The organism is Blastococcus capsensis (genome assembly GCF_030165005.1).
In the GTDB taxonomy this organism is placed as follows: domain Bacteria; phylum Actinomycetota; class Actinomycetes; order Mycobacteriales; family Geodermatophilaceae; genus Blastococcus; species Blastococcus capsensis.
The window spans coordinates 1-26,307 of the sequence record NZ_JASNNW010000015.1; the positions used below are offsets into that span (position 1 = coordinate 1).

Consider the following 26,307-nt stretch of genomic DNA (forward strand, 5'->3'; position numbering starts at 1 on the left):
ACAAATCCAAGTTGATCGCATTCCTGCAGGAGCGGCTGAATCCGCACCTGGTCAAATGGGCGTGCCGGAAATACAAGCGATTGCACCGTGCCCAAGCCAAGGCCCGCAGGCGACTCGCCCAGATCGCCAGCACAAACCCGGGCCTGTTCGTTCACTGGCGGCACGGAGCACTCCCGAGTGGTTCAACGACGGGAGCCGTGTGACGGGAGACTGTCACGCACGGTTCTAAGAGCGCCGGGGGGTGAAATTCCCCCCGGCGACTCGCCACCGGCTCAAGACCTTCGCCCCGGGCTGGCAGCACACCATGAGCGACGACGGCGTGCTCACCGTCATCACACCCTCCGGCGTGACCCGGATCAGCCGGCCGCCCGGCTTCCGCGTGCTCACCGGACCACCGGAACCACCGCCACCACAACCGGACCCGGCGGACGACCCGCCACCCTTCTGACCCGACCGTCAGACCGGGAGCACCGCGGCAACATCCGCGGGACCCAGCACGCGCGGCCGGGCGCCGGGAGTGGCGTCGACCCCTCCAGCTGGTTCCGGGATCCGGCCTGACCGGCTCGTCGTCGTCCCCGGTGCCCGATAGCGTGACGGGGACCACGTCGACCGGCCGGCCCGCTCCGGCCCTGCACCTCGGGAGCCGGCATGCGCGTGCCCCTCACCAGTCGCGACTTCCTCGACCGCGCCGAGCTGGTCTACGGCGACCGCATCGGCGTCGTAGACGAGCCGGCGCAGCCCGCCCCCTCGCTGGGCGAGGTCTCCTACCGCGAGGTCGCCCGGCGCGGCCGGGCGCTGCAGGCGGGCCTGGATGCGCTCGGCATCGGCGAGGGGGAGCGGGTGGCGATCGTCAGCCACAACTCCGCCCGGCTGCTGGAGCTGCTGCTCTCGGTGCCGTCGTCGGGCCGGGTCGCGGTGCCGATCAACTTCCGGCTGCAGCCGGAGGAGGTCGAGTACATCGTCGGGCACTCCGGTGCGCGGGTGCTGCTGGTCGACCCGGAGCTGGAGACCTCGCTCAAGGGCGTGCGCGCCGAGCACCGGTTCGGCACGGGGGAGGAGTACGAGCAGCTGCTCCGCTTCGACGCCGAGCCGCGCCCGTGGTCGGAGCCGGACGAGGACGCGACGGCGACGGTCAACTACACCAGCGGCACGACCGCCCGGCCCAAGGGCGTGCGAATGACCCACCGCAACACCTGGGTCAACGCGGTCACGTTCGGGATGCACATGCAGATCAGCGACCGCGACGTCTACATGCACACGCTGCCGATGTTCCACTGCAACGGCTGGGGGCTGCCCTACGCCATGGCCGGCGTCGGCGCCCGCCAGGTGGTGATCCGCAAGATCGACGGCGCGGAGATCCTGCGCCGGGTCGAGCAGCACGGGGTCACCGTCATGGCCGGGGCACCGGCGGTCTGGAACGCCGTGCTGGAGGCGGCCGCGGACTGGGACGGCGTGATCCCCGGCCGGGACCGGGTGCGGATCATCGTCGCCGGCGCACCGCCGCCCTCCCGCACCATCGCCCGGGTCGAGGCCGAGCTCGGCTGGGAGTTCAACCAGATCTACGGCCTCACCGAGACCGCGCCGCTGCTGACCGTCAACCGCTCCCGCGCGGAGTACGACCAGCTCGACGCCGACGAGCGCGCGAAGCGGCTCTCCCGCGCCGGTGTGCCGTCGCTGGGCACCCGGATGGCCGTGAGCGACTCCGGGGAGGTGCTGGCCCGCAGCAACACCGTGCTGGCCGGCTACTGGGAGAATCCCGACGCCTCGGCCGAGGCGCTGGAGGGCGGGTGGTTCCACACCGGTGACGGCGGCAGCATCGACGACGAGGGCTACGTCACGATCTCCGACCGCAAGAAGGACGTGATCATCACCGGCGGCGAGAACGTCTCCTCGATCGAGGTCGAGGACGTGGTGTTCAGCCACCCGGCGGTGGCCGAGGTCGCCGTCATAGGCATCCCCGACGAGAAGTGGGGGGAGATGGTCACCGCGATCGTCGTGCTCGCGGAGGGGGAGCAGGCGAGCGAGGCCGACATCATCGCCCACTGCAAGGCCCGCCTGGCCGGGTACAAGGCGCCCAAGCGGGTCGAGTTCCGCGACGAGCTCGCGCGCACCGCCACCGGCAAGATCCAGAAGTTCAAGCTCCGTCAGGACTTCTGGGCCGGATCCGAGCGCCAGGTGAACTGAGCGAAGGATCCGCGGCTCCGTCTCCCCCCGAGGGGTGAGGCGCGCTCAACGGCCACCGGCCAGCCACCGATGCCACCACGGGTCGCCCGTCCGGGCGTCCCGTGGTCGCCGGGAAGAGGCAGGTCGTGGGCAGCGGAACGCGGAGCAGCACGGTGGGGACCGGTTCCGGTTCCCCGGCCGGGGCGGTCGAGCGGGCCGGAGGACGGATCGCACGGCGGATCGCCGGGACGGTCGTCGTGGTCGCGGTCGCCGTCGGCCTCACTCCCTCGGCTGCCGGAGCCGCGCCGCGGCGGCCCGGTGACAGCCAGATCCAGGCCGCGCAGGAGCAGGCCCGCGCCGTCGAAGACCGCATCCGCGGGCTCAGCGGGCGGCTGACCGCCGCGCAGCGGTCGGTGGACGATGCGCGCGCCGAGTCGGCGATCGCGCTGGATCAGTACCAGGCCACCCAGGAGGCCTCGGAGGCCGCCCGGGCCCATGCCGACGGCGCCGCAGCCGCCTCCGCACAGGCTGCCGCCGAGCTGGGTGGGGCACGGGGCGACGTCGCCTCCTTCGCCCGGCGCAGCTACATGGACGGCAGCACGTATGCCGGCGCCGCGGCGCTGATCAGCGCCGGCGACCCCGGTCAGCTGGTCGAGCGGGCCGCGCTGCTCGAGGCGGCCGGCAGCCACCGGAGCGACGTCCTGCAGCGGGTCGCCGAGCTGAAGGTGGTGGCCGATCGCGCCGATGTGGTCGCGCAGACCGCGCTGGTCGAAGCCGACGCCCTCCAGGCCGAGGCCGCCGCGACGCTGGAGGTCGCGCGGACGGCCGAGATCTCCGCGCGGGCCCAGGCAGCCGCGCTCGTCACCCAGCAGGCGCAGCTGCAGCAGGAGCTGGGCGCGGCCCAGCAGGAACTGGAGACCCTCGTCGGCGCCCGCGACGCCGCCGAGCGGGCCGCGGCCGTGATCGCCGCTCCCGCCCCGGCTCCGCGCCCGGCCCCGGCCCCGGTCCCGGATCCCCCGTCGTCCGGGGGTGGCGGTCGACCGGCGCCCACCCCGGCGCCGGCACCCGCCGGTCCCGGCAGTGCCTCCGCCGCCCAGACGGCCATCGACGCCGCCATGGCCTACCTCGGCACCCCCTACGCCTGGGGTGGTGGCGGCACCCGCGGACCCGGCGAGGGTCAGGACCCCGACGAGGGCATCGTCGGCTTCGACTGCAGCGGCCTGACCCAGTACGCCTACGCCCGCGCCGGCATCCCCATCCCGCGCAACAGCCGGGCGCAGTACGCGGCGCTGCCCAAGGCGTCCAGCGACGATCTCCGCCCCGGTGACCTGGTGTTCTGGGGCACGGACACCAACAACCCGAACTCGATCACCCACGTGGCCCTGTACCTGGGGGGCGACCAGGTGGTGCAGGCGCCGCAGAGCGGTGACGTCGTGAAGGTGTCGCCCATGTGGTGGCAGGGCTACGTCGGCGCAGTGCGACCTTCCGCGTGACGACAGCTCCGGGAGCATCGCAGCGAGGCACGAGCGAGGAGCGGACCGGGGCGCGGAGTCGCGCCATGGGCAGCGCCTGATCGGGGCCACCGACGGGCAGGAGGAAGGCGTCGGGCAGCCACGGGGGGAGCTGCCCGACGCAGGCCCGAGGCTAGCAGTCCGCGCCCGCGCCCGGCAGGGGTCCGCGCACCGGGTCGTGGACACAAGTCGGCGAGCCGGATCACCGTCGGTGACGGCGGCCCGACCGGATGATGTAGGACACTGGACGAGGGGCCGGGACGACACCGCCCCGTCGAGACCTGCCCGTGCCGGGCGGTCGCGGCCCGGCACGACCAGGGAGTCACGTGTCCAGCGCTGCCAGCACCCCGACCGAGAGCGTGCCCGCCCCGTCACAGGCGCCGGTCCCGCCCTCGGTCGACGCCGCCCGGCTGGAACGGGTCCTCTTCGAGATCAAGCGGGTCATCGTCGGCCAGGACCGGCTGGTCGAGCGGATGCTCGTGGCGCTGCTGGCCCGCGGGCACGTGCTCCTCGAAGGTGTGCCCGGGGTGGCCAAGACCCTGGCGGTCGAGACGCTGGCGACGGTCGTGGGAGGCTCGTTCTCCCGCCTGCAGTTCACCCCCGATCTGGTGCCGGCCGACATCATCGGCACCCGCATCTACAAGGCCGGCCAGGACGCCTTCGACACCGAGCTCGGGCCAGTCTTCGCCAATTTCGTCCTCACCGACGAGATCAACCGCGCGCCGGCCAAGGTGCAGTCCGCCCTGCTCGAGGTCATGGCCGAACGGCAGGTCTCCATCGGCGGCGTCACGCACCCGCTGCCCGACCCGTTCCTCGTGCTGGCGACGCAGAACCCGATCGAGTCCGAGGGCGTCTACCCGCTGCCCGAGGCCCAGCGCGACCGCTTCCTCATGAAGGTGCTCGTCGACTACCCGACCGCCGAGGAGGAGCGGGAGATCATCTACCGGATGGGCTCCGAGCGGCCGGTGGCCGAGACGGTGCTGGGGCCCGACGAGCTGCGCCGGCTGCAGCGGACCGCCTCGCGGGTCTTCGTGCACCACGCTCTGGTCGACTACGTCGTCCGCCTGGTGGTGGCCACCCGCTCGCCGCGCGAGCACGGCATGGAGGACGTCGCCAACTGGGTATCCTACGGCGCCAGCCCGCGTGCCTCGCTCGGGCTGATCGCCGCGAGCCGCGCGCTCGCGCTGGTCCGCGGCCGGGACTACGTGCTGCCGCAGGACGTCCTCGACGTCACCGCCGACGTGCTCCGGCACCGGCTGGTGCTGTCCTACGACGCGCTCGCCGACGGCGTGCCCGCCGACCACATCGTGAAGCGGATCGTCCAGACGGTGCCGCTTCCGCAGGTCGCTCCCCGTCAGGGCGCCTCCGGCGGCCCGGGGCAGCCTGGCGGACCGTCGGTGCCGACCGGGCCCTTCTACGGCCCCCCGCAGGGCATGCCCCACGGGGCGCCCTGGGGTCAGGGCGGGCCGCAGGGTCCGGGTGGTCCGCAGTACGGCCCCGGTCCCCAGGGCCACGCGCCCCACGCCAACGCACCGCACGCCAACGGCGGCGCACACATGGCGGACGGGGAGGGCCGGCACAACGGCACCGCGTCCGGACCGCAGCAGGCGTGATCGGTCGCCGTCGCCGGGAGGAGGTCCCGCCGGCTCCCGAGCACCCCGGTCTGCTGCTGCACCCGGCGACGCCGGGATCGGCGGCCGGCCCGGGCGGCGACGACGGCACGCCGCCGCGGTTCACCGACGGCCCGGCCGACGTCCTGCTCCGGCGGCTGGAACTCACCGTCCGGCGCCGGCTCGACGGGTTGCTGCAGGGTGACCACCTCGGGCTGGTGCCCGGCTCGGGCAGCGAGGCCGGCGACTCGCGGACCTACCACCCCGGGGACGACGTCCGGCGGATGGACTGGCCGGTCACCGCGCGAACCCAGGTGCCGCACGTCCGGGAGACGATCGCCGACCGCGAGCTGGAGACCTGGGCCGTCGTCGACCTGTCGGCCAGCCTCGATTTCGGCACCGCGAACTGCCAGAAGCGCGACCTCGCGATCGCCGGGCTGGCCGCCGTCGGTCACCTCACCGTGCACGGCGGCAACCGGCTCGGCGCCGTCGTCACCACCGGCGAGCGGGTCGACCGCTTCCCGGCGATGCCCGGGCGGCTGGCGGCGGAGCGGTTGCTCCGGTCGGTGGTGGCCACGCCGCGCGCGGCCAGCGGCCGCCGGGGTGACCTGGCCGCGGCGCTGGAGACGCTGCGCCGGCCGCCGCGCCGACGCGGCCTGGTCGTGGTGATCTCCGACTTCCTCGGTGATGCCGACTGGGAGCGCCCGCTGCGGGCGCTGGGGACGCTGCACGAGCTGCTGGCGATCGAGGTGGTCGACCCGCGCGAGCTCGAGCTGCCCGACGTCGGCCTGCTCACCGTGGTCGACCCGGAGACCGGGCAGACCCTCGAGGTGCCGACCGGCAACGCCGAGTTCCGGGCCCGCTATGCCGAGGGCGCGGCCGCGCAGCGGGCCGCCGTCGCCGCCGCGCTGCGCCGGGCCGGTGCGGGCCACCTGCAACTGCGGACCGACCGTGACTGGCTCATGGACGTCGTCCGCTTCGTCGCCGAACGCCGGCGCGCCGGCAACGGAGGTGCCTCCCGATGACGTTCCAGTCCCCGTGGTGGCTGCTGGCCCTGCTGGTGGTCGCCGCGCTCGTGGCGGTGTACGTGGTGCTGCAGCTGCGGCGCAAGGCGTACGCCGCCCGGTTCACCAACGTGGCGCTGCTGGGCTCGCTGGTGCCCAAGCGGCCCGGGTGGAAACGGCACCTGGCCTTCGGCGTCGTCGCGCTGGGGCTGGCGACGCTGGTCGTGTCGCTGGCGGTGCCCAGCACGGAGGTGCGGGTGCCGCGGGAGAAGGCGACCGTGGTGATGGCGGTCGACGTGTCGCTGTCCATGGAGGCCAGGGACGTCGAGCCCAGCCGGTTCCAGGCGATGCAGCGGGCGGCCGTCGACTTCGTGGACGTGCTGCCCGAGCGGATCAACCTCGGCCTGGTCTCGTTCGCCGGTACCGCGACCACCGTGGTGCCGCCGACCACCGACCGGGCCCAGGTGGCCGTTGCCATCGAGAACCTCGACCTGGCCGAGGCGACCGCCATCGGGGAGGCGGTGTTCACCTCGCTGTCGGCGATCGAGAACTTCCAGTCGCAGCTGGAGAGCAGCGGCGAGGAGGCGCCCCCGGCGCGCATCGTGCTGCTCTCGGACGGCTTCAACACCGTGGGCCGCGACGAGACCCAGGCGATCGATGCGGCGCGGGCCGCCGGCGTCCCGGTGTCCACGATCGCGTTCGGCACCGACTACGGCACCCTCGACATCGACGGCGAGCAGGTGCCGGTCCCGGTCGACCGGGCGAGCCTCGAGGAGCTGGCCCAGGAGACCGGCGGCAGCTACAGCGAGGCGGCGAGCGCCGAGGAGCTGGAGCAGGTGTACGCCGACCTGGGCAGCCAGATCGGCTACACGACCGAGCCGAAGGACATCAGCTCGTGGTTCGTACGCGGTGGCGTCGTCGTGGTGCTCATCGGCGCCGTGCTCAGCCTGCTCTGGACCAACCGCCTCGTCTGACGAAGGACCCCGCTGTCCCCCACCACTCGCTGCGCTCGTGGCGGGCCCCTGCAGCGGGACCGTTCCAGCCCGTTACCTGGCGGGGTCGAGGACGAGCTTGCCGGTGGTGCGGCGGGCGAGCAGGTCCTCGTGCGCCTGGCGGACGTCCGACAGCGGGTAGCGGCCGCCGATGACCGGGTGCAGCCGGCCGTCGGCGACCTGCTGCAGCAGGTCGGTCATCGCGGCGTCGAGCATCTCCGGGCGGGCCATGCAGTGGGCCAGCCAGAAGCCGATGACGGCGCGGCTGCGCTGCATCAGCGCACCCGGCGGTACGGACCTGGTCTCGGCACGGGAGGCCATGCCGTAGGCGACCAGCCGGCCGAAGGGCGCCAGCGCAGACAGGGCGCCGGCGAAGACGTTGCCGCCGGTCATCTCCAGCACGATGTCGACGGGCTTGCCGCCGTTGGCCTCGCGGAGCGCGGCGGTGAACGCCTTCGGGTCCTCGTCGGCCAGCGCGGGGTCGACGGTGACGTGCGCGCCGAGGTCCTCGGTCAGCCTCCGCTTCTCCGGGCTGGAGGCGGTGGCGATCACCCGGCCGGCGCCCCAGCGGCGGGCCAGCTGCACCGCCAGCGAGCCCACGCCGCCGGCGCCGGCGATGACGACGACCGACTCGCCCTCGGCGAGGTGCGCGCTGGTGCGCAGCAGGTGCCAGGCGGTGGTGCCCTGCAGCACGAGGGACAGCGCCTGCTCGTCGCTGACGCCGTCCGGGACCGGCCAGGTCAGCCGCGGGGAGGCGACGGCCTTCTCGGCGTAGCCGCCGCCGTCGAGCAGGCCGACCACCCGCTGCCCGCCGCCGACCGGCGTGCCGACGAACTCCGCGCCCGGGACCAGTGGCAGCCGCTGCTCGGCGAGGTAGGAGTTCTCGATCTGGTGGGTGTCGGCGAAGTTGACGCCTGCGGCACTCACCTCGTAGAGCTGCTGACCCTCGCCCGGGGTCGGGTCGGGCAGGTCGACGACGTCAAGGACCTCAGGACCGCCGAAGCGGGTTATCTGCACAGCGCGCACGGGGTTGAGGCCAGGGCTCGGCAGCTGCGGGCTTCCCGCCGCCAGCGGGCGCTGCGGGAGGACGAGGGACTGGCCGAAGGGCTGTCGACCTGGGACGGTCAGCTGGTCAGCGAACCGGTCGTTGCGGCGCTCGGCACATCCACCGTGCCGATCTCCGCGGCGCTGGCTTGGTCTCGACCAATCCGCGACACCCACAGGAGCCCGCATGACCACCCCCATCGAGACACCGTCCGGCCCTGTCGATCGCACGGCGGCGCGCGCTGCGGATCACTTGTGGATGCACTTCGCGCGCCAGGGGCGGCACCCGGAGACCCCGGTGCCGGTGATCACCCGAGGGGAGGGCGCCTACCTGTGGGACAACCAGGGACGCCGCATCCTCGACGGCCTGTCCGGGCTGTTCGTCGTCCAGATCGGGCACGGCCGCCGGGAACTGGCGGAGGTGGCCGCCAAACAGATCTGCGAGCTCGCGTACTTCCCGGTGTGGGGGTACACGACCCCCGTCCAGGCCGAGCTCGCGGAGCGTCTTGCCGGCATGGCGCCGGGCGACCTCAACAGGGTCTTCTTCACCTCCGGTGGGGGAGAGGCCGTCGAGTCGGCGTGGAAGGCGGCCAAGCAGTACTTCAAGCTGACGGGAAAGCCGCAGAAGCACAAGGTCATCAGCCGCTCGATCGCTTATCACGGCACGCCCCACGGGGCGCTGGCGATCACCGGGCTCCCGGCGATGAAGAAGGACTTCGAGCCGCTGGCCCCCGGCGGTTTCCGGGTGCCGAACACGAACCTCTACCGGCATCCCGAGTTCGCGGACGACCCCAAGGCCTTCGGCCTGTGGGCGGCCGACCGGATCGAGGAGGCCATCCTCTTCGAGGGTGCCGACACGGTCGCGGCGGTCTTCCTCGAGCCGGTGCAGAACTCCGGTGGGTGCCTCACGCCCCCACCCGGCTACTTCGACCGGGTGCGGGAGATCTGCGACCGGTACGACGTCCTGCTGGTCTCCGATGAGGTCATCTGCGCCTTCGGCCGGCACGGGGCCACGTTCGCCTGCGAGAAGTTCGGTTACACGCCCGACATGATCACCTGCGCCAAAGGCATGAGTTCCGGCTACGGGCCCATCGGCGCGATGATCGCTTCGGAACGTGTCATCGAGCCGTTCCTGCGCCCCGGCGTGGCCTTCCCGCACGGGTACACCTTCGGCGGCCACCCGGTCGCGGCGGCGCTGTCGCTGGCCAACCTCGACATCATGGAGCGCGAGGGGCTCAACCAGCGGGTCCTGGACAACGAGGAGGCGTTCGGGGCGACGCTGCGGAAACTGCTCGATCTGCCGATCGTCGGCGACGTCCGCGGCGACGGCTACTTCTGGGCCGTCGAACTGGTCAAGGACAAGGCCACCCGCGAGACCTTCAATACCGCCGAGCGGGAACTCCTGGTGCGTGGCTTCCTGCCGAGCGCCTTGTTCGGCAACGGCCTGTACTGCCGACCCGACGACCGTGGTGACGTCGTGATCCAGGTCGCCCCGCCGCTGATCACCGGGCAGGCGGAGTTCGACGAGATGGAGCAGATCCTGCGCGCCACCCTGACCGAGGCCTACGAGCTGATCTGACCCGGATCGGGGACAGCGGGCGGTGGGTGTCGGCGTCGTCGACCCCCGCCGTCGAGACGTCGTAGCACGCAAGGGCTGCAGGGCTGACAACCGACGGCGCAGGAGGCAGTCCAGTGCGAGCAGCCCCGGCGGACCAGCTGATGCTGGTCCGCATCGGAACCCGTCACCGCGTCGAGTCGGGGGTCGCCTCGAGCGGGGGAGGGCCGGCCGCGCCGGCGGGGTATTCCAGCAGCGGCACGGCGCCCTGCGCCCACGCCTGCAGCACCGGGTCGACGATCCGCCAGGCCTGCTCGGCCTCCTCGCCGCTCACCGAGAGTCGGCTGCCGCCGGACAGCAGATCGGTCAGCACCCGGCCGTACGCGGTGCGCTCGCCCGGGGCGGTCACCTGCACACCGGGCTGCCGGTTCTCCTCCGGCGCATCGAGCTCGATCCACAGCCGGTCGGCCGCCACCCGCTCGGCGTCATGCGGGTCGCACGCCGGCGCGGCGGTCCGGAAGTGGAGGCCCACCCCCTTGCGGAGCGTGCCCATCGCCTTTCCGGTGCGGAGGACGAACCGGGTGCCGGTCCACCGAGGGGTGGCCACCTCCAGGAGCAGCTCGGCGTAGGTCTCGGTGCCGCGAGCGGGGTCGACGCCGTCCTCGTCGGTGTACCCGGGCACGGCCCGACCGCCGGTCGCGCCCGCCCCCGTCAGCCTCCCGGCGGTGTAGCGGGCCCGGCGGGTCCGGTGGGAGACCTCCGCGGCGGAGAGCACTCGGACCGACCGGAGCAGGTCGAGCTTGGCTGCATGCAGCTCGCTCTCGGTCTGCCGGGCCGGCAGCTCCATCGCGAGGAGAGTCAGAGCTTGGAGCATGTGGTTCTGCATCACGTCCCGGACGGCGCCGTTCCGATCGTAGAAGTTCGCCCGGCCCTCGAGCCCCAGCGTCTCCTCCCACAGCACGTCGACCTGCGCGATGGAGGCGCTGTTCCAGACGGGGGCCAGCGAGTGGCCGGGCGCATGCAGGTCGAGCAGCGCCTGCACCGTCGGCATCCCGAGGAAGTGGTCGACGCGGAACGCAGCCTCCTCGATGCCGCCGGTCACGCGGGCGAGCAGCTCGTTCAGTGCCACCGCGCTCGCCAGATCGGTACCGAATGGCTTCTCCACCGCGATGCGGCTGCCGGCCGGTAGCTCCGCGCCGCCGAGCGCGCCCAGCATCGCCGGGAACAGTGCCGGGGGCAGGGCCAGGTAGACCGCTACCGCAGCCCGGTCGGGGGCATCGCCGCCGTCCTCGAAGGCGCGCACCGCGGCGGCGACGGTGCCCGGCTGCCCGGGGTCGACGGCCTGGTACCGGAGGCGATCGACGAGCGCGGTGCGCACCTCGGTCGACACGTCCCCGGCGTGCTGCTCCAGCCGGGTGGCCACGTGGGTCCGGAAGGTCCGGTCGTCCCAGTCCTGGTGGGCGCTGCCCACGACCTGCAGGCCGTCGGGTATCCGGCCGTCGGCCGACAGCCGGGCGAGCGCGGGCAGCAGGAACCGCCCGGCCAGGTCGCCCGTGGCACCGAGCAGGAGCAACCGGCCGATCACGAGCGCTCCTCGAGGGGTGGGACGGTCGGCGTCCGGGTCGGTCCGGGGTGTGGTCCGGGTCGGGCGGACTGCGGGGCTGTGACCATGGCACGACCATCCTCGCCGAGCCCCGCGACCGGCGCCCACGCGGCCGGGGAGGCGGTAGCGATGCCCTGACCAGCTACCGGCAGGTGCTCGGCGCGGCCGTCGCCGAGGCCGATGAGTGGAAAGAGCTGAGCGTCAGCACCCGACGTCGAAACTGATCGCTCAGCCGGAGCCCTGATGAGTCGGCGACCCCGCAGGTCGGCCGGCTCCACCGACGGTCCGGCTTCCGGGGGCCGCGGGCGGTTCCCCGGGTGAGCCCGCGCGGCGAGCAGGGCGACGTCGTCGTCGAACGCCGCGCCCAGCTCGGCCAGCAGCGCGTCGCAGAGCTGGTCCAACGTGAGCCCGGCACGAGCGAGCGTGGTCGCCGCCGTCCGCAGCAGCTCCGTCCCGTCGTCGATGGAGGAGCCGCGTCGTTCCACGAGACCGTCGGTGTCGTGGACGACGGTCGACCCGGGCTGCAGCGGTGGTGCATCACCGTCGGGCAAAGGTGTTACACTTCCGGGGTGCCCACCGCCCGACCGCGTCACATGGTCACCGAGACCGACGAGCTCGCCGTTGCTCTGGATGCTGCCGCTGCGCGTTGCCCAGGGCTCAGTCGTTCGCAACTGCTCACGAGGCTGGCACTCGACGGGCACCGGGCCGCGCAGCAGGCGCACGACGAGCGGCGGCGGCGGCGGCTCTCGGCCCTGCGGAGGCACAGCGGTGATCTGACCGGCGTCTACGGCTCCGGATATCTGGGGCGGCTGCGCGAAGAGTGGCCTGCGTGATCGTGCTGGATGCCAGCGTCCTCATCGCCTTCCTGGACGCCGAGGACGCCCAGCACGAGGCGGCGGTATCCCTGCTCGCCCGCGAGATCGACGATGAGTTCGCCGTCAACCCGCTGACGCTCGCGGAGGTGCTGGTCGCGCCCGCCCGGATCGGTCGTCTCGACGACACCCTCGCTGCCCTGCGAGACCTCGAGGTCCAGGAGCGGCCGTTTCCCTTCGACACCGCTGTCCGGCTCGCACAGCTGCGCGCCGGCACGGGTCTGCGGATGCCGGACTGCTGCGTCCTGCTCGCGGCCCAGGATGCGGCTGCCCGCGTCGCCGCCTTCGACGGCCGACTGGCGCAGGAAGCCGAAGGTGTCGGCCTCGTCGCGCTGCGCTCTTAGCACCGAACTCGGGCAATCACCGCTCGGCTGCGGTCCGGTGCCGACGAAAGTCCGGCGACAGGCGGTGACCCTATGGAGCTGTGGCCGGGATGAGGTGCGGCCACCGCTCCGTTCTCGCGCAGCCGTTGCACCGCTGGCGTACGCAGCTCGGGTCGCATTCCGACGCTACGGTCCGCTACATGAGGTCGGTGACGCACCGGGAGATGCGCAACAACAGCGGAGACATCCTGCGGGCGGTGGCGGCGGGGGAGTCCGTGCAGGTGACCAACGACGGTCAGCCGGCCGCAGTGATCGTGCCGCCAGCCGGCGCCACGATCGAGGACCTGGTGGCGCAGGGGCAGGCGCGTGCGGCCAACCGTCATCCCGGCGACATCGACCTGTCTGCGGTCGGCGTCGTGCTGGATACGGTCACGCTGGTCGATCTGACACGCGGTGACCTACTGACGGCCGGGGCGTTGCCCGGCCGGCTGCGCTCGAACGACGCAATACACCTGGCTGTCGCCCTGCGGGTCGGGGTGGACGAGATGCTCACCTACGGCTCGGAGTTGGCCGCGGCTGCAGGCGCGTCGGGACTGGCCGTCGCCCGTCCGGCCTGATCCCTCCGCAGCCGCCGGCGGTGTGGCGCAACGTCACCACCGACGGGGCTGTCGCGACAGGCGCGATGCCGGTGAGGTCATGCGGGCGTTACGGCCGGCCCCGGACCGGTCGTCCGACCCCGTCGCTGGGCGAGCGAGCCGGGTGGATCGCGTGCTCGTGGTTGCCGGGAGTCGGCATCGTCGCCCGCGACCATCCGGACGCCCGTCGGTCACCGGGTCCTCAGCTTGGCCCGGTACATGGCTGCGTCGGCCCGGGCGATCAGCGCCGCGGGGTCGTCGGCATCCCGGGGGAAGAGCGCCGCGCCGGAACTGGCGCTGATCCGGAGCGCCGAGCCGTCCTGCTCGAACGGGTCCGCGAGGGCGGAGTGCAGGTGTTCCTGCACCCGCCGGACCGTCTCGTCCGCGGTGGAGGATTCCCCGCCGGCCGGCCATGCTCCGTCGGTCGCCGGGAGGCCGGCGAGGACGACGAGGAACTCGTCGCCGCCGAGGCGGCCGAGGAGGTCACCGGCGCGGATGGCCGAACGGAGCCGGGTCGCTGCCCAGACCAGCGCGGAATCGCCGACGGCGTGGCCGAAGCGGTCGTTGACGGCCTTGAACCCGTTGAGGTCCAGCAGTACCGCCGCCACGCTCATGCCGTTCCGCCGGGCTCGTCGCAGCTCCAGCGCCAGGTGCTCGAGGAGGTGCGCCCGGTTGGGCAGTGCGGTCAGTCCGTCGTGGTGTGCGAGGTACGCCGTCCGCCGTTCCCGGTCGACGCGTGCGGTGACGTCGAGCTGGTTGCCGATGTAGTGCGTGATCTCGCCGTCCGCACTGCGGACGGCGCTGATGCGCACCTCGTTCCAGAAGGCCGAGCCGTCGCGCCGGTAGTTCAGCAGGACGGCGTGGACGTCGCGGCCGGCGAGGATCCGTCGGCGGATCGGGTGCACCTGGCTCGTGTCGGTGTCCGAGCCCTGGAGAAAGCGGCAGTTGCGACCGAGGACCTCTGCCTCGGCGTAGCCGGTGATGCGCAGGAACGCCGCGTTGACGTAGACCAGCGGGAGATCGGGCAGGCGCGCGTCGGCGATGACGATGCCGTTGCTGGCGACGGCGACCGCCCGGAGCATCAGATCGGGCAGGTCGTCGTGGGCGACGCGTAGGAGCGCACCGTCGGCACGGTGGTCGGCGGCCGCCGGCGAGGGGACCGTTCCGTTGGTCATGGGGCGCACCTTCTCCAGCAACGGGCCGGCCGCGTCGAATACGCGCTGCCGGTCGTAGGTCAGCACGTAGTCGAGCCGACGCGCAGCGGGGTCGGCACGACCCCTGACACCGACCTCATCACTTCGCCCGTCCGCCGGGGCCTCGCGCGCGGCCAGCGCGGCAGCGAAGTGCGGGCTGACGACCGTGACCACCCACTGGTCGGCCAGCGGGTCGTCGGAATCGAGCGCGGTGCCCACCACGCCCGGAGCGGGCTCATCGGGCATCCCCACCCCGGTCACGGCTGTCAGGGCGGTGACACTGCCGAGCGTCTCGTACCGGCGGCGGGTGCGCGCGTTCATGAGGTTCGCGTGCTGGCAGTTCGCGAGGACGACGGTCTGCTCGTCCAGGAGCAGGGCCTGGCGCTCGAGTTGGCGGGTCATCGAGGCGAGGAGCGGCACGCTGGTGCGCCGCGCACCCGACGCGGCGGCGAGGACCGCGAACGGCGTGCGCGCCGGCTCCGTCGCAGCGGCCTCGACGGTGGGAGCGGCCGGCCGGAGGCGCAGCGGCCGCATACCGGCCGGGAGCAGCGCATCCGGGCGCCCGAACATCCATCCCTGACCGAGTCGCGCTCCCATCGCGAGGGCACGCTCGAGGTGCTGCTCGGTCTCGATCCCCTCGGCCAGGACGACCGCACCCGAGCGCTCCGCCTCGGCGCGCACGGCGTTGACCACGCCCGCGGCCTGCAGGCTCGTGCGATCGCGCACCAGGGCCAGGTCCAGCTTGATGACGTCCGGTCGGAGGAACGACACGAGCGCGAGTCCGGCGGGCTCGGCCCCGACGTCGTCGAGTGCCACCCGCCACCCGCCACCCGCCACCCGATCTCCCGCGCATCCCGTATCCCGCGGACGAGGTCGGCGGGGCGTTCCAGCAGGTCGCGCTCGGTCACTTCGAGCACGACCTGCACGAGGGGAGGTGTGAGTTGACCCAGCACGGCCAGGTCGGAGGGCGAGAGCGTGGCGAGCGTCGCCGGTTCGACGTTCACGAACAGCGTGGTGACCTCGGCGACTCCTGTCACCCCGCGCAGTGCGGACCGCAGGCACGCCTCGTCCAGCGCCGCGGTCGTCCCGGCCGCGGCCGCGGCCGAGAACAACTGCGATGGCGACTCCAGGGGGCCCGGTTTTCCTCGGGACAGCGCTTCCACGGCTACCAGGGAACCGTCGTACAGATCGACGATCGGCTGGAACAGCGATCGCACCGGTAGCCCCAGGAGTTCTGGCGGGGTCATGGACGGGAGCGTCCCACGGGTTTCGGCAGCGAGCGCGGCATCGTGGATCCGTGTCCGGCCGCTTCCGTCCTCGCCCGCGGTGTCGTGCCCTGGTCACCGTCGTCCAGGGGGCCCGAAGTGCGTGGACGTCCGGCGTCGGCGCGCCTGTGTGCGCCCGGCTGTCAGGCGACGTCGGTGCGGGCGTCGGCCAGGTACTCTCGCACCGCCGGCTCGGGAACGCGGAAGGAGCGGCCGACGCGCACCGCGGCCAGTTCCCCGCCGTGCACGAGGCGGTACACGGTCATCTTCGACACGCGCATGATCGCCGCGACCTCGGCCACGGTCATGAATGCGACCACAGCGCGCGGAGCGGGCCGCTCGGTCACCGGGCCCGCCGCCATCGGGTGCATCGTCGCCGGCCGCATGGCCACCTGGCGCTGAGCCACCGGACCGACGCCGGGCTGCAGGCGGGCACCCGCCGGTGCGGGGCGTGCTGTCGAACGAGGTCCGGGCACGGCGGGACGGGCGTAGGGGCGCTGGCCGTAGGCGGCCTGACGGGGAAGAGCGGGAGCGGGGGAGCGCTGGGGCAGGGACACGTCGTTCCTCTCGGTGGCGGTCCACGGGACGCGGGGCCGGCTGGCCGGCGGCGACGGTGTGCATCCGTGTGAGAACTGACGGTAAGGGGAGCGGGGGAGCCTGCGCGAGGACAGCAGCGACGAGACGAACCGGTCCGCTTCGTCAGGTGTTGACCGTGCGCCAGGCGAGGTCGATGCGAGACGCGAGGTGACAGGCGGCAGGCGCCGGAGCACCAACCGGCTGGATGGTGGCCTGCACCACGGATCCGCGATTCCGGCGGGGCGGTGGGGAGACAGACGGTGATGGGTGCCGGTGTCAGTCCGCGGGCACGTTCGGTGGCACCCGGGTCGGCCCCGCTTCGGCCGGCCGGGGCCGGTCCTGGCGGTGCAGCCGGACGGCGATCAGCGCGACGTCGTCGTCGGGGATGGCCGGCAGCATCTGGGCCAGCACCTCGTCGACGAGCTCGTCGAGGTCGCGGCCGACCAGCCCGGCCAGGGTCGCCTGCAGCCGTGCCAAGCCGTCGTCGAGGTCCTCGCCGCGGCGCTCGACGAGACCGTCGGTGTAGAGCAGGACCACCGCGTCACGATCGAGGGTGGTCACCGACTCCCGTCGGGTGGCGGAGGGGTCCACGCCGAGCAGCAGGTCGGCGCGCTCGGCGGTGAGGACCTCCACCCGTCCGTCGGCGGTCAGGATCATCGGCGGGGGATGCCCGGCGTTCGACCAGCGCAGCCGGGTCAGCCCCTGCTCGCGCTCTCCCTCGGTCTGTTCGAGACGGGCGACGACGGCCGTGGCCAGGATCGCCGATCGGAGGGTCTGCATGACCCGGTCGGCCTGGGCGACGACGGCGGCGGGTCCGTCGTCGTCGCGGGCGCCCAACGTGCGCACGATGGTGCGGATCTGACCCATCGCCGCGGCCGCTTGGGTGTCGTGCCCGACGACGTCGCCGATGACCAGCGCGGTGGCCCCGCCGGGTTGGAGGAAGGCGTCGTACCAGTCTCCGCCGACCTCGGCGGCCTGGGCGGCCGGGACGTAACGGACCACGATCTGCCCGTGGTCGGGTTGGGGAGGGGCGGTCAGCAGCGACCGCTGGAAGCCCTCGGCCAGGTCGCGCTGCTGCCGGTAGAGGCGGGCGTTGTCCAGGACGAGGCCGGCGCGGTCGGCGACGTGCCGGACCGTGACCAGGTCCTCGGGGGTGAACGGTCCCCGCCCGGCGCCGTTGCACACGGTCAGCAAGCCGACCGGACCGGTGCGGCCGGGCAGCGGGAGGACGGCGAGCGCCTCGGGGGAGAGAGCGGCCATCAGATCCCGCGCCGGCCGGGTCGCCAGCATGTCCTGCGCGGCAGCCGCCGCGCCGGTGGGCAGGTGCTGGGCATGCCCGGTGCGCAGGGCGCGGATGACGATCGCGTCGTCGTCCAAGGCCGACAGCCGGGACTGCGCGTAGGCCTCGGCGGTGCCGCGCAGAGCGGGATCGGCGTGCCAGGAGGCAGCGGCCCGCAACCCGCGACGGTCGCCTGCGGCGGAGGTGTCGTCGATCAGGGTGACGATGCACCAGTCGGCGACCGCGGGGGTGATCAGCCGCGCCAGCCGGGTGGCGGCATCGTCGGCGTCCAGGGTGCCGGCGAGGTTCTCGGTGATCCGGCTGAGCAGGTGCTGGCGGGCGGCGGCCCGCTCGGCCTGCTGGGCGGCCAGGGCGCGGGCGGTGATGTCGACGAAGTGCAGCGCGATCCCGGCCGGGCCCGGTACGGCTCGCACCTCGAGCCAGACGTCGAGCGGCTCGGGGTAGTAGGCATCCAGGGCCTGGGTCCGGCCGGTGGCCGCGGCGCGGCGGTAGTGCTCCTCGAACTCGGTGCCGACGGTGGCGGGGAACTGCTCCCACAGCGTCCTGCCCAGCAGCTGGTCGCGTGGGCGGCCGGCGATGCGCTCGGCCTCGGTGTTGACGTGGGTGATCACCCAGTCGTGGTCCATGGCGACGAACCCGACCGCCATCGAGTCGACGATCTGGGCGATGTGCTCCTGCTCGGCGCGCCGTTCGGTGATGTCCCAGGCTGCGCCGATCACCCGCACGGTGGTCCCGGCCTCATCGGCCAGCGCGCGGCCGCGGGCGGCCAGCCACCGGGTGCCCCCGTCGGGGAGGGCCACCCGGTACTCCGCGGAGTACTCCCCGACGGTGTCGACCGCGTGCTGCAGCAGGGCGGTGACCCGGTCGATGTCCTCCGGGTGCACCCGGGCGGTGAACGACTCGAAGCTCCGGTCGAAAGAGGCGGGGTGGTAGCCGAACAGCTCGATCAGCCGCTCGTCCCAGCCCAGGTCGTCGGCGGCGAGGACCCAGTCGAACATGCCGACGCCGGCCGCGGTCACCGCCAGGTCCAGCAGGGCTCGGCGTGCTGCATCCGGCTCCCCGGGCAGCTCGGGCACCTGTGTCGCAGGCGTGTCGCCACCGTGCTCGCTCATGCTCTCCGTCGCCCCACGTCCACCGCGGCCGCAGCCCGGCCGCACACGCCTTGTCGGGCGGCGGCCTGCTCATTGTGGAGGATGTCGCGGACCGCCTGGGCCACGTCGTGACATCGCCGTCGCTGGCGGCCGGTCGTCTCCCCGGACCTGGCGCGCAGCCCTGCCCGGGCGCCGGGTGGGTCAGTCGGAGGCAAGACTGATGCAGGCCCAGACGTGCTTGCGCATCCCGGCGGCCGCCCACCCGTGGGCGGCGGCGAGCCGGGCGATCAGGTACAGGCCCAGTCCGCCGAGTGCGGGGTCGCGGTCGATCGCCGGTATCGGCGGATGGTCGGGACGGGCGTCGCTGACGTCGATGAGCCAGCCGGAGGAGCACCCGGTCACCGTGACGACGATCGGCTGACCGCTGTGTCGCAGCCCGTTGGAGGCGAGCTCCTCGAAGGCCAGCATCAGCCGGTCGACGTCGTCGACGTCTGCGCCTTCGGGCAGCCCGTCGCCGGCCAGGTCGTCGCGGAGGCTCCCGCGCGCGGCAGTGAGCTGAGCCGGGCGGTCGATCGTCCAGCGCCACACCCGGTCGACCCGGTCACTGACATCCGGCGGCGGAAGCTGCTGCCAGGGCTCCGTGCTCATCTGCTCCTGCGGTCCGTGTGCGGCCTCTGTTCGACCTGTGCCATGTCCGTTCCCACGCGGTCCGGGGATGGTCCCGGCCGGTCGCCGACCCACCCCGAAGGGGCGGGTGAGGTCCGTGGACCGGCCTTCGGCGACCGGGGCTGCTCCCCGCGGTGCAGGCGGACCGCGACCCGCGCGACGTCGTCGCCGGTCGCCGTCCACCAGTCGTTCGACGACACGGTCGCACGCCGGGTGCCGAGCCCGCCCGGCGAGGTGGCGCAGTGTGGTCCTCGACAGGGACGGCCGGCCGACGACCGGATCGTGGCCGGCTGGTCGTGGCGGCGGCAGCCGATCCTCGATCCGGCAGTGCTCACAGCCGCGAGCAGCCGGCAGCTGCGCGGGTCGGAGGGCGGGCGCGTGCCCGTACGATCGACCGGTCTCGGGACGTCGCCCTGTGTCCCCGCTATCGGAGGAGTTCGTGACTCCCCGACGACGTGGCCGATGTCGTCGCCGGGTGGAGCGCGCGATCGCCACCCACGGTGCCTACGACACCGAGTACCGGGTCGTGCTCGCCGACGGCCGGCACCGCTGGGTGGCCGCCCGCGGGCGGGTCGTGGGCGGCGAGGAGGGCAATCCCGCCCGCCTCATCGGCGTGGCCCACGACACCACCGCCCGCTGGCGCAGTTCGCGGGTCAGGACCTCGACGAACTGTGCGATCAGTTGCTGGCCCGCATGCTGCCCGCCGAGGTGGACGACGACGTCGCGCTGATCGCGGTGCGGCTGCACCCACGCGACGCGCGCCCTGCGTCGGCGGACTCGGACGGCGCTCCGGGCGAGGCCCCCTGCGCCGCCCTGCCCAGTTGACCTGACGTGCGCGGCTGGGCCCGGTCGCTCCTGCTGGCCTGGCTCTTCCCCCGAGAGTGGGTGTCGGCGTCGTCGACGCCTGCGGCAGTGATGTCAGCCGCTCGCGGGTTCGACGCGGGCTGCCGAAGCGGGTGGCCGGCCGGCTCCGCATCCTCGGCCGTACAGGAGGGCGTCCGGGTGACGCACCGAGCGGTACGTCAGGGGTCCTCGGGCGGAGGGCTCCCCGGCGGGACGGGCGCGTTCACGTCGAAGTGGACTCCCACCATGCGGATGACGAAGCACAGTGCGGCGGCGCCGATGGTCGCGATCGGTCCCCGCGCATCCAGGAGCTCGACGACGACGACAGCGGTGGCCCCGACGAGCGCCGGGATGGCGTAGAGCCCGCTGGTGAGCACCGACGGGACGCGCCGGATCAGCACGTCGCGGAGGGTGCCGCCGCCCACCGCGGTGAGGACGCCGACGATCACCGCCTGCGCCGGGCCGAAGCCCAGATCGATCGCCTTGAGCGCGCCGGTGACGGCGAACAGGCTCAGCCCGGCGGCGTCCAGGACGTTGATCGTCCGGTTGATCCGCTCGAGGTGGGAGCCGGCGAAGAAGGCGATCAGGCCGCCGGCCGCGGCGACGGTCAGGTAGCGCCCGTCCAGGAAGGTGGCCGGGGGCAGGCTGCCGAGGAAGACGTCCCGGATGGTGCCGCCACCCAGGGCGGTGATCATGCCGAGGGTCACCACACCGACGATGTCCAGCCGGGTCGCGCGCAGCGCGGTCAGGGCGCCGTTGAGGGCGAAGGCGAAGGTGCCGCCGAGGTCGAGGATCACCAGCGCCGTGGTCTCCATGGGTGGTTCCGTTGCTCCGTCCCCCGAGCCGCCGGTGTGCCGGTGCCACCTTTCCAGAACGGAGATCCGCACTTCTCACATCCGCGGGAACGGTGGTGGGCGAGAATGTCCGCGTGCGTTCCCACGAGAGATGCGGAAGCCGATCCGGCCGACTCCCCACCTGCGCAGGACGGCGATGACGCCGACCCTGGCGGCTCTGGTGCTGCCCGACCGGCATCCGGTCGCCAGCTTCCTCGCCGACGTCCAGGAGGCCGAGCGGGCCGGCGTCCGGGCGGTCTGGACCTACGACCACCTCACCTGGCCGCTGCTCGCCGACGGCCCCTGGTACGGCGCCGTCCCGCTGCTGGCCGCCGCGGCGATGTGCACGGAGACGGTGCGGCTGGGCACGCAGGTCGCCTCCCCGAACTTCCGGCACCCCGTGCCGTTCGCCAAGGAGCTGATGACCCTCGACCAGCTCACCGGCGGGCGGCTGGAGGTCGGGGTCGGCGCCGGGACGGAGGGCCCGGATGCGCTCGTGCTGGGGGATCCGCCGCTGTCCCGTGCCGAGCGGGCCGAGCGCTTCGCCGAGTGGCTGGGCCTCCTCGACCAGCTGCTGCGCGAACCGGTGACGACGGTGCACGGACCGCGCTACACCGCGGTCGATGCCCATCAGCTGCCCGGCTGCGTGCAGCAACCACGGCTGCCGTTCACCGTCGCCGCCACCGGGCCGCGCGCCCTGCAGCTGGCCGCCCGGTACGGACAGGGCTGGGTGACCTACGGGCCCTACGGTCCGTCGGTGGAGCCGGAGGAGTGGTTCGCCGCCGTGGCCGACCAGTCGCGGCGGCTGACCGGCGCGCTGGCGGCAGAGGGGCGGGCGGCGGACGCCGTCCGGCGCAGCGCCCAGTTCGGCCTGGAGATGCACTGGCCGTTCGAGAGCCGGGAGCGGTACGCGGACGCACTGGGCCGGCTGACCGAGGCCGGGATCGACGAGGTCAGCGTGCACTGGCCGCGGCCCGACGGCCGTGGCGTCCCGGCCGCGGCGCTGTCGATGGTCGTGGACGCGCACGGCTCGGCAGGCCGACGACCGGAGCGCGGGGGCGGAAACTAGCGGCAACCGCTCGGCCGGGCTGCGACCGAGCGTTGCGATGAGGATGCCGAATCCGTTCGGCCGCCGGAGGGAGGTGCCCGCATGACGCCGCAGCTCCTGGCGTGGCTGGCCGCAGTGCCGCAGCGGGCGATCGCCTGCAGCGGCGGGATCGACAGCCTGACCCTCGCCACGGCCGCCCACCGCGCTGCCCCGGGCACGACGCTCGTCGTGCACAGCATCACGCCCGCGGTACCCGCGGCCGCGACCGCACGGGTGCTGGAGGCGGCCGCAGCGGAGCCGTGGGACCTCCGCATCGTGCGGTCCCGCGAGTTCGAGGACGACCGCTACCTGAGCAACCCGCTCGACCGGTGCTTCGTCTGCAAGTCCCATCTCTACGACGCCATGACCGACGCCGTCGAGGCGGTGGGCGGAACGCACACGCTGCTCAGCGGGGCGAACGTCGACGACCTCGGCGAGTACCGGCCCGGCCTGCGCGCCGCGGCCGAGCACGGGGTGCGGCACCCCTACGTCGAGATCGGCGCGGCCAAGGCCGACGTCCGGGCGATGGCGCGGGACCTGGGGCTCGAGCATGCCGACCTACCGGCCTCCCCGTGCCTGGCGAGCCGCCTGTACACCGGCACGGTGGTGACCGCCGCCCGGCTGCACGCCGTCGAGGTCGGTGAGGCGGTCCTCACCGCGCGGACCGGTGCGGCCGTCGTGCGCTGCCGCGTCCGGGAGGACGTCGTACGGATCGAGGTCGGGAACGCAGAACGGCCACGCGTCACCCCGGACGTCGTCGCCGCGGTGCTGGCCGCCATGCGCGCCGTCGACCCGGGCATCCGGTCGGCGGTGCTCGACCGCGAGCCCTATCGGCCGGGTCGCGCGTTCACCCTGACGCCGGTCCGGCCCTGACCGGCCCCAGCGGCGACGGGTCCCGGGACCCTCGACGCGGGTGGGCCGGAGCATCGCCGTCGGACGCCCCGGCGAGGCGGTCCGGCGCACCGGACGCCGGCCGTGGCGCGCACGACCGCTCGAGCGGCTCAGCCGCCGACGGGGACCGCGGTGCCGCAGATCCCGCAGACCTCCAGCTGCCGTCGCTTCCACCGCAGCACCGGCACGAAGAACACCGAGAACTGGCGGAACTGCCGGATCCGCGTGAACCGCGAGGTGTTGCCGCAGCGCGGGCAGGTGCGGACCTCCCCGGGACCGAGATCGCGCCGCTTGGTCCCGAAACCGAAGAGGAAGAACACGCTGCCAGCGTGGCACAGGGCACGCACCGCGACCCCTGCTCGCGGCGGGACCGGCAGCGGTCCGCTCGTCGGCGTCCACGTCGCACGGGAGCTGTGGTTGGCTCGGGGGCAGGTGGAACGACGGAGGAGGCACCCCATTCCGGCTGACCAGATCCTGGATGTCGCGACGCGGATCGCCGATCAGCTGCTGGCCGTCCAGACGCAGGTCAACGGGCAGATCGATGCCACGCTGGCCCGGCTGCTGCCCGAGGTCCAGCAGCGACTGGGCGTGGAGCCGGCGAACGACGTCGACCTCTCCGACCTGGTGAACGCCCGGATCACCGGCCTGAGCGTCGTCGTGACGCCGGCCGCGGTCGCGACGGTCGTCCCGCTGCCGGCGGCGTCCGCGGCCACGACCCGGGCCGGACGCCGGGCGGTGACCGCCGTCGTCGAGGGGGCCGACGACCGGCTGGCCGTCATCGCCGGCCCCTGCTCCATCCACGACCCGGCCGCCGCGCTGGAGTACGCCGGGTTCCTCGCCCGCATGCGGGAGCGGCACGGCGACGACCTGGAGATCCTGATGCGCACCTACACCGAGAAGCCGCGGACGGAGGTCGACTGGAAGGGCTTCGCCTACGACCCGTACCTGGACGGTTCCAGCCGCATCAGCGTCGGCCTCGTGGCGACGCGGATGCTCATGTGCCGGATCACCGGCCTGGGCGTACCGGTGGCGGCCGAGCCGTTGAACGCGCTGACGCCGCAGTACGTCAACGGGCTGGTCACCTACAACGGCGTCGGCGCGCGCAACGTCACCGACCAGACCGCCCGGGAACGGGTGTCCGGTTTCTCCTCCGTCGTCGGCTTCAAGAACTCGCCCGAGGGCAGCATCGAGACGGCGATCCAGGCGGTCCGGACGGCCCGGGCGCCGCACGAGTTCCTGGGCGTCGACCACCACGGGGTCAGCGCCCAGCTGTCGACGACCGGCAACGACACCGGCCATGTGATCCTGCGTGGCAGCAAGGACGGCCCCAACTACTCCGCTGCTCACATCGCCGACACCAAGCGGCAGCTGTCGGAGCGCGGTCTGCCGGAGGTGGTCGTGGTCGACGCCTCCCACGGCAACAGCCAGAAGAACCACCTGCGCCAGATCGACGTCGTGCACGACCTGGCCGGGCAGGTGGCCGCCGGCGAGCGGGCGATCCGCGGCGTGATGGTGGAGAGCAACCTGGTGGCGGGACGGCAGGACCTGGACCGCCGGGATCCCGGCGCGCTGGAGTACGGCAAGAGCGTCACCGACGCCTGCGTCGACCTTCCGACGACCGAGCAGATGCTGGCCGAGCTGGCCGAGGCCAGCCGGGTCCGGCGCGGCGCGGGGCCGAGGTCTCCGGCGTCCCGGTGACCGCTGCGGTCGTGCCGCGACGCGCACCTGCGCGACGCTCGGACTCCGCTGCATGGAATCCAGTTGTGCGGGGCACAACCGAACGGTGAAGACCGCTGTCGTCGCCGTCCTGGGCGGCCTGTTGACCCTTGCCGGGATCGGCCTCCTCGTCCTCCCCGGACCCGGCTTCGTGCTCGTGGCGGCAGGACTGGCCGTGCTGGCCACCCGCTTCTCCTGGGCCAGGAGGCCGCTCGACTACGCGAAGGACAAGGCGGAGCAGGGCATCGAGGAGGTCGGCAGGAGCCCCTGGCGGGCAGCCGGTGCCGTCGTCGCCGCGCTCGTGCTCGTCGCGCTGGGCGTCCTCGCCCTGATCGGGGTGGAGCTGCCGTTCGTCAACGCGGTCAGCGCCGTCGTGCTGATCATCTCCGGACTGTTCCTGGTCGGCACGGTGATCTTCGCGCGCCGCCTGGAGAAGCAGGAGCAAACGCGGGCGCACCGCCCCGCCGGAACACCCCTCGACGGTGGCGGTGCCTACCGCGCCGCCCGGCCCGCCGCCGACCGACCGTGACGACGGCACCCCGGCCGGTCGACGGGATGCGCCCGGCAGGGCCGTACCGGTCCCTCTGATCCCTACGGCTGCTCACCGCCTCCCGGGGCGGGGGGAGCGGCGCAGGAAGTCGTCGGCGATCTCGTCGAACGTGGCCCAGCGGACGCCGTCGTGCCCGTTGATGTGCTCGATGAGCCGCTCGAGCATCAGCAGCACCTGCGGGCGTCCCGAGACGTCGGGGTGGATGGTCATCGTGAAGGCCGCGTAGTCGAGCTCGCGGTGCACCCAGTCGAACTGGTCCCGCCACATCTGCTCGATGTCCCGTGGGTTGACGAAGCCGTGGCTGTTCGGGCTGGACTTGATGAACATCATCGGCGGCAGGTCGTCGAGGTACCAGTTGGCCGGGATCTCGACCAGGTCGGTCTCGTCACCGCGGACGAGCGGCTTCATCCAGCTGTCCGCCGGCTCGGCGTAGTCGATCTTCGTCCACGAGTCGCCCACCCGGACGTAGTACGGCTCGAAGTCCCGGTGCATGAGCGAGTGGTCGTACTTGATACCGCGATCGAGCAGCAGTTCGTTGGTGACGCCGCTGAACTCCCACCAGGGGGCGACGTATCCGGTGGGGCGCCGCCCGGTCCTCGTCTCGATGATCTCGATGCAGCGGTCGAGCACGGCCTGCTCCTGCTCCCGGCTCATCGCGATCGGGTTCTCGTGGCTGTAGCCGTGCACGCCGATCTCGTGGCCGGCCGCGACGCACTCGTCGAACTGCACCGGGAACGTCTCGATCGAGTGCCCCGGCCAGAAGAACGTCTGAGTCAGGCCGTTGCGCTGGAACAGCTCGAGGAGGCGGGGAACGCCGACCTCGCCGGCGAACACGCCTCGGGAGATGTCGTCGGGGGAGTCCGCCCCGCCGTATGAACCGAGCCAGCCGCCGACGGCGTCGATGTCGACGCCGAAGGCCACGAGGATCTCCTTGCTCATCGTTCCGCTTCCTTCCAGTGGTGGGCCGCATCCCCCGGCCGGGTC

General features: G+C 73.2%; 25 protein-coding genes and 1 pseudogene. 15 read left to right on the forward strand and 11 right to left on the reverse strand.

Features of this window, described 5'->3' with window-relative positions; genetic code table 11:
* The 7 genes from QOZ86_RS13505 to QOZ86_RS13535 form a co-directional block, all read left to right on the forward strand.
* Positions 1 to 203 (forward strand): hypothetical protein (locus QOZ86_RS13505; protein ID WP_284492492.1); only part of this gene is annotated, 203 nt, incomplete at its 5' end.
* Positions 204 to 241: 38 nt separating this feature from the next.
* Complete coding sequence (locus QOZ86_RS13510; protein WP_284492493.1) at positions 242 to 448, forward strand: hypothetical protein; 207 nt, start codon at positions 242 to 244, stop codon at positions 446 to 448.
* Positions 449 to 648: 200 nt separating this feature from the next.
* Entirely contained in the window at positions 649 to 2,184 is a 1,536-nt protein-coding gene (locus tag QOZ86_RS13515; RefSeq protein ID WP_284492494.1) for an AMP-binding protein, read from the forward strand.
* A 152-nt stretch (positions 2,185 to 2,336) separates the two neighbouring features.
* A complete protein-coding gene (locus QOZ86_RS13520; RefSeq protein WP_284492495.1) occupies positions 2,337 to 3,656 on the forward strand; it encodes a C40 family peptidase in 1,320 nt (439 codons plus the stop codon).
* A 344-nt stretch (positions 3,657 to 4,000) separates the two neighbouring features.
* Positions 4,001 to 5,287 carry an AAA family ATPase gene (locus tag QOZ86_RS13525; protein WP_284492496.1) on the forward strand — a complete coding sequence of 429 codons (1,287 nt, stop codon included), beginning with the start codon at positions 4,001 to 4,003 and terminating at the stop codon, positions 5,285 to 5,287.
* A complete protein-coding gene (locus QOZ86_RS13530; RefSeq protein ID WP_284492497.1) occupies positions 5,284 to 6,309 on the forward strand; it encodes a DUF58 domain-containing protein in 1,026 nt (341 codons plus the stop codon). The genes QOZ86_RS13525 and QOZ86_RS13530 overlap by 4 nt, the downstream gene beginning before the upstream one ends.
* Positions 6,306 to 7,262: a VWA domain-containing protein gene (locus tag QOZ86_RS13535; RefSeq protein ID WP_284492498.1), complete on the forward strand. Its 957-nt coding sequence runs from the start codon at positions 6,306 to 6,308 to the stop codon at positions 7,260 to 7,262. Before QOZ86_RS13530 ends, QOZ86_RS13535 begins: the two co-directional genes overlap by 4 nt.
* Before the next feature lie 72 nt (positions 7,263 to 7,334).
* Here QOZ86_RS13535 and QOZ86_RS13540 read toward each other — a convergent pair whose 3' ends face one another.
* Positions 7,335 to 8,306, reverse strand: coding sequence for a quinone oxidoreductase family protein (locus QOZ86_RS13540; protein WP_284492499.1), 972 nt, complete (start codon positions 8,304 to 8,306; stop codon positions 7,335 to 7,337).
* A 205-nt stretch (positions 8,307 to 8,511) separates the two neighbouring features.
* On the opposite strand from QOZ86_RS13540, the gene QOZ86_RS13545 reads away from it, so the two are divergent.
* Positions 8,512 to 9,903: an aspartate aminotransferase family protein gene (locus QOZ86_RS13545; protein ID WP_284492500.1), complete on the forward strand. Its 1,392-nt coding sequence runs from the start codon at positions 8,512 to 8,514 to the stop codon at positions 9,901 to 9,903.
* Between the two features lie 163 nt (positions 9,904 to 10,066).
* On the opposite strand, the gene QOZ86_RS13550 is transcribed toward QOZ86_RS13545, so the two are convergent.
* A complete protein-coding gene (locus QOZ86_RS13550; RefSeq protein WP_284492501.1) occupies positions 10,067 to 11,464 on the reverse strand; it encodes a glucose-6-phosphate dehydrogenase in 1,398 nt (465 codons plus the stop codon).
* The gene (locus QOZ86_RS21220) at positions 11,461 to 12,246 is read right to left on the reverse strand and encodes a SpoIIE family protein phosphatase (protein WP_431521220.1); all 786 of its coding nucleotides are present in this window, start codon (positions 12,244 to 12,246) and stop codon (positions 11,461 to 11,463) included. The genes QOZ86_RS13550 and QOZ86_RS21220 overlap by 4 nt, the downstream gene beginning before the upstream one ends.
* Before the next feature lie 65 nt (positions 12,247 to 12,311).
* On the opposite strand from QOZ86_RS21220, the gene QOZ86_RS13560 reads away from it, so the two are divergent.
* Entirely contained in the window at positions 12,312 to 12,698 is a 387-nt protein-coding gene (locus QOZ86_RS13560) for a type II toxin-antitoxin system VapC family toxin (RefSeq protein ID WP_284492503.1), read from the forward strand.
* Between the two features lie 179 nt (positions 12,699 to 12,877).
* Complete coding sequence (locus tag QOZ86_RS13565; protein ID WP_284492504.1) at positions 12,878 to 13,294, forward strand: type II toxin-antitoxin system prevent-host-death family antitoxin; 417 nt, start codon at positions 12,878 to 12,880, stop codon at positions 13,292 to 13,294.
* Between the two features lie 209 nt (positions 13,295 to 13,503).
* Here the strand turns inward: QOZ86_RS13565 and QOZ86_RS13570 are convergent, their stop codons facing one another.
* From QOZ86_RS13570 to QOZ86_RS13585, 5 genes and pseudogenes are all read right to left on the reverse strand, one after another.
* Entirely contained in the window at positions 13,504 to 15,321 is a 1,818-nt protein-coding gene (locus QOZ86_RS13570) for a diguanylate cyclase domain-containing protein (RefSeq protein WP_431521221.1), read from the reverse strand.
* Between the two features lie 20 nt (positions 15,322 to 15,341).
* Positions 15,342 to 15,752 (reverse strand): annotated as a pseudogene (locus tag QOZ86_RS21225) (EAL domain-containing protein); the annotation flags it as partial.
* Between the two features lie 161 nt (positions 15,753 to 15,913).
* Positions 15,914 to 16,327 carry a helix-turn-helix domain-containing protein gene (locus QOZ86_RS21230; RefSeq protein ID WP_431521222.1) on the reverse strand — a complete coding sequence of 138 codons (414 nt, stop codon included), beginning with the start codon at positions 16,325 to 16,327 and terminating at the stop codon, positions 15,914 to 15,916.
* A gap of 295 nt (positions 16,328 to 16,622) precedes the next feature.
* Positions 16,623 to 18,758, reverse strand: a complete 2,136-nt coding sequence (locus QOZ86_RS13580; protein WP_284492506.1) for a SpoIIE family protein phosphatase — start codon at positions 18,756 to 18,758, stop codon at positions 16,623 to 16,625.
* Between the two features lie 180 nt (positions 18,759 to 18,938).
* Positions 18,939 to 19,385, reverse strand: a complete 447-nt coding sequence (locus QOZ86_RS13585; protein WP_284492507.1) for an ATP-binding protein — start codon at positions 19,383 to 19,385, stop codon at positions 18,939 to 18,941.
* 67 nt (positions 19,386 to 19,452) lie between these two features.
* On the opposite strand from QOZ86_RS13585, the gene QOZ86_RS13590 reads away from it, so the two are divergent.
* Positions 19,453 to 20,133, forward strand: a complete 681-nt coding sequence (locus QOZ86_RS13590; protein ID WP_284492508.1) for a PAS domain-containing protein — start codon at positions 19,453 to 19,455, stop codon at positions 20,131 to 20,133.
* Between the two features lie 292 nt (positions 20,134 to 20,425).
* Here the strand turns inward: QOZ86_RS13590 and QOZ86_RS13595 are convergent, their stop codons facing one another.
* Positions 20,426 to 21,061, reverse strand: a complete 636-nt coding sequence (locus tag QOZ86_RS13595) for a trimeric intracellular cation channel family protein (RefSeq protein WP_284492509.1) — start codon at positions 21,059 to 21,061, stop codon at positions 20,426 to 20,428.
* A gap of 175 nt (positions 21,062 to 21,236) precedes the next feature.
* Here QOZ86_RS13595 and QOZ86_RS13600 point away from each other — a divergent pair, with 175 nt between their 5' ends.
* Positions 21,237 to 22,148 (forward strand): LLM class flavin-dependent oxidoreductase, encoded by a 912-nt coding sequence (locus tag QOZ86_RS13600; protein WP_284492510.1) that lies wholly within the window; start codon positions 21,237 to 21,239, stop codon positions 22,146 to 22,148.
* 81 nt (positions 22,149 to 22,229) lie between these two features.
* On the forward strand, positions 22,230 to 23,039 hold the full coding sequence (gene larE, locus QOZ86_RS13605; protein WP_284492511.1) for an ATP-dependent sacrificial sulfur transferase LarE: 810 nt from the start codon (positions 22,230 to 22,232) through the stop codon (positions 23,037 to 23,039).
* 128 nt (positions 23,040 to 23,167) lie between these two features.
* Here the strand turns inward: larE and QOZ86_RS13610 are convergent, their stop codons facing one another.
* Positions 23,168 to 23,377: a zinc-ribbon domain-containing protein gene (locus tag QOZ86_RS13610; RefSeq protein WP_284492512.1), complete on the reverse strand. Its 210-nt coding sequence runs from the start codon at positions 23,375 to 23,377 to the stop codon at positions 23,168 to 23,170.
* Positions 23,378 to 23,474: 97 nt separating this feature from the next.
* On the opposite strand from QOZ86_RS13610, the gene QOZ86_RS13615 reads away from it, so the two are divergent.
* Positions 23,475 to 24,755 carry a 3-deoxy-7-phosphoheptulonate synthase gene (locus QOZ86_RS13615; RefSeq protein WP_284492513.1) on the forward strand — a complete coding sequence of 427 codons (1,281 nt, stop codon included), beginning with the start codon at positions 23,475 to 23,477 and terminating at the stop codon, positions 24,753 to 24,755.
* 85 nt (positions 24,756 to 24,840) lie between these two features.
* Positions 24,841 to 25,302 carry a PGPGW domain-containing protein gene (locus tag QOZ86_RS13620; protein WP_284492514.1) on the forward strand — a complete coding sequence of 154 codons (462 nt, stop codon included), beginning with the start codon at positions 24,841 to 24,843 and terminating at the stop codon, positions 25,300 to 25,302.
* A gap of 72 nt (positions 25,303 to 25,374) precedes the next feature.
* On the opposite strand, the gene QOZ86_RS13625 is transcribed toward QOZ86_RS13620, so the two are convergent.
* The gene (locus QOZ86_RS13625) at positions 25,375 to 26,262 is read right to left on the reverse strand and encodes a polysaccharide deacetylase family protein (protein ID WP_284492515.1); all 888 of its coding nucleotides are present in this window, start codon (positions 26,260 to 26,262) and stop codon (positions 25,375 to 25,377) included.
* Positions 26,263 to 26,307: the final 45 nt, after the last annotated feature.

What these genes read in the sequence shown, in the direction of transcription:
- QOZ86_RS13515 (WP_284492494.1), top strand. Translation starts at nt 649, where the DNA reads ATGCGCGTGCCCCTCACCAGTCGCGACTTCCTCGACCGCGCCGAGCTG.
- QOZ86_RS13535 (WP_284492498.1), top strand. Translation starts at nt 6,306, where the DNA reads ATGACGTTCCAGTCCCCGTGGTGGCTGCTGGCCCTGCTGGTGGTCGCC.
- QOZ86_RS13545 (WP_284492500.1), top strand. Translation starts at nt 8,512, where the DNA reads ATGACCACCCCCATCGAGACACCGTCCGGCCCTGTCGATCGCACGGCG.
- QOZ86_RS13565 (WP_284492504.1), top strand. Translation starts at nt 12,878, where the DNA reads ATGAGGTCGGTGACGCACCGGGAGATGCGCAACAACAGCGGAGACATC.
- QOZ86_RS13580 (WP_284492506.1), bottom strand. Translation starts at nt 18,758, where the DNA reads ATGAGCGAGCACGGTGGCGACACGCCTGCGACACAGGTGCCCGAGCTG.
- QOZ86_RS13585 (WP_284492507.1), bottom strand. Translation starts at nt 19,385, where the DNA reads ATGAGCACGGAGCCCTGGCAGCAGCTTCCGCCGCCGGATGTCAGTGAC.
- QOZ86_RS13590 (WP_284492508.1), top strand. Translation starts at nt 19,453, where the DNA reads ATGGTCCCGGCCGGTCGCCGACCCACCCCGAAGGGGCGGGTGAGGTCC.
- QOZ86_RS13595 (WP_284492509.1), bottom strand. Translation starts at nt 21,061, where the DNA reads ATGGAGACCACGGCGCTGGTGATCCTCGACCTCGGCGGCACCTTCGCC.
- QOZ86_RS13600 (WP_284492510.1), top strand. Translation starts at nt 21,237, where the DNA reads ATGACGCCGACCCTGGCGGCTCTGGTGCTGCCCGACCGGCATCCGGTC.
- larE (WP_284492511.1), top strand. Translation starts at nt 22,230, where the DNA reads ATGACGCCGCAGCTCCTGGCGTGGCTGGCCGCAGTGCCGCAGCGGGCG.
- QOZ86_RS13625 (WP_284492515.1), bottom strand. Translation starts at nt 26,262, where the DNA reads ATGAGCAAGGAGATCCTCGTGGCCTTCGGCGTCGACATCGACGCCGTC.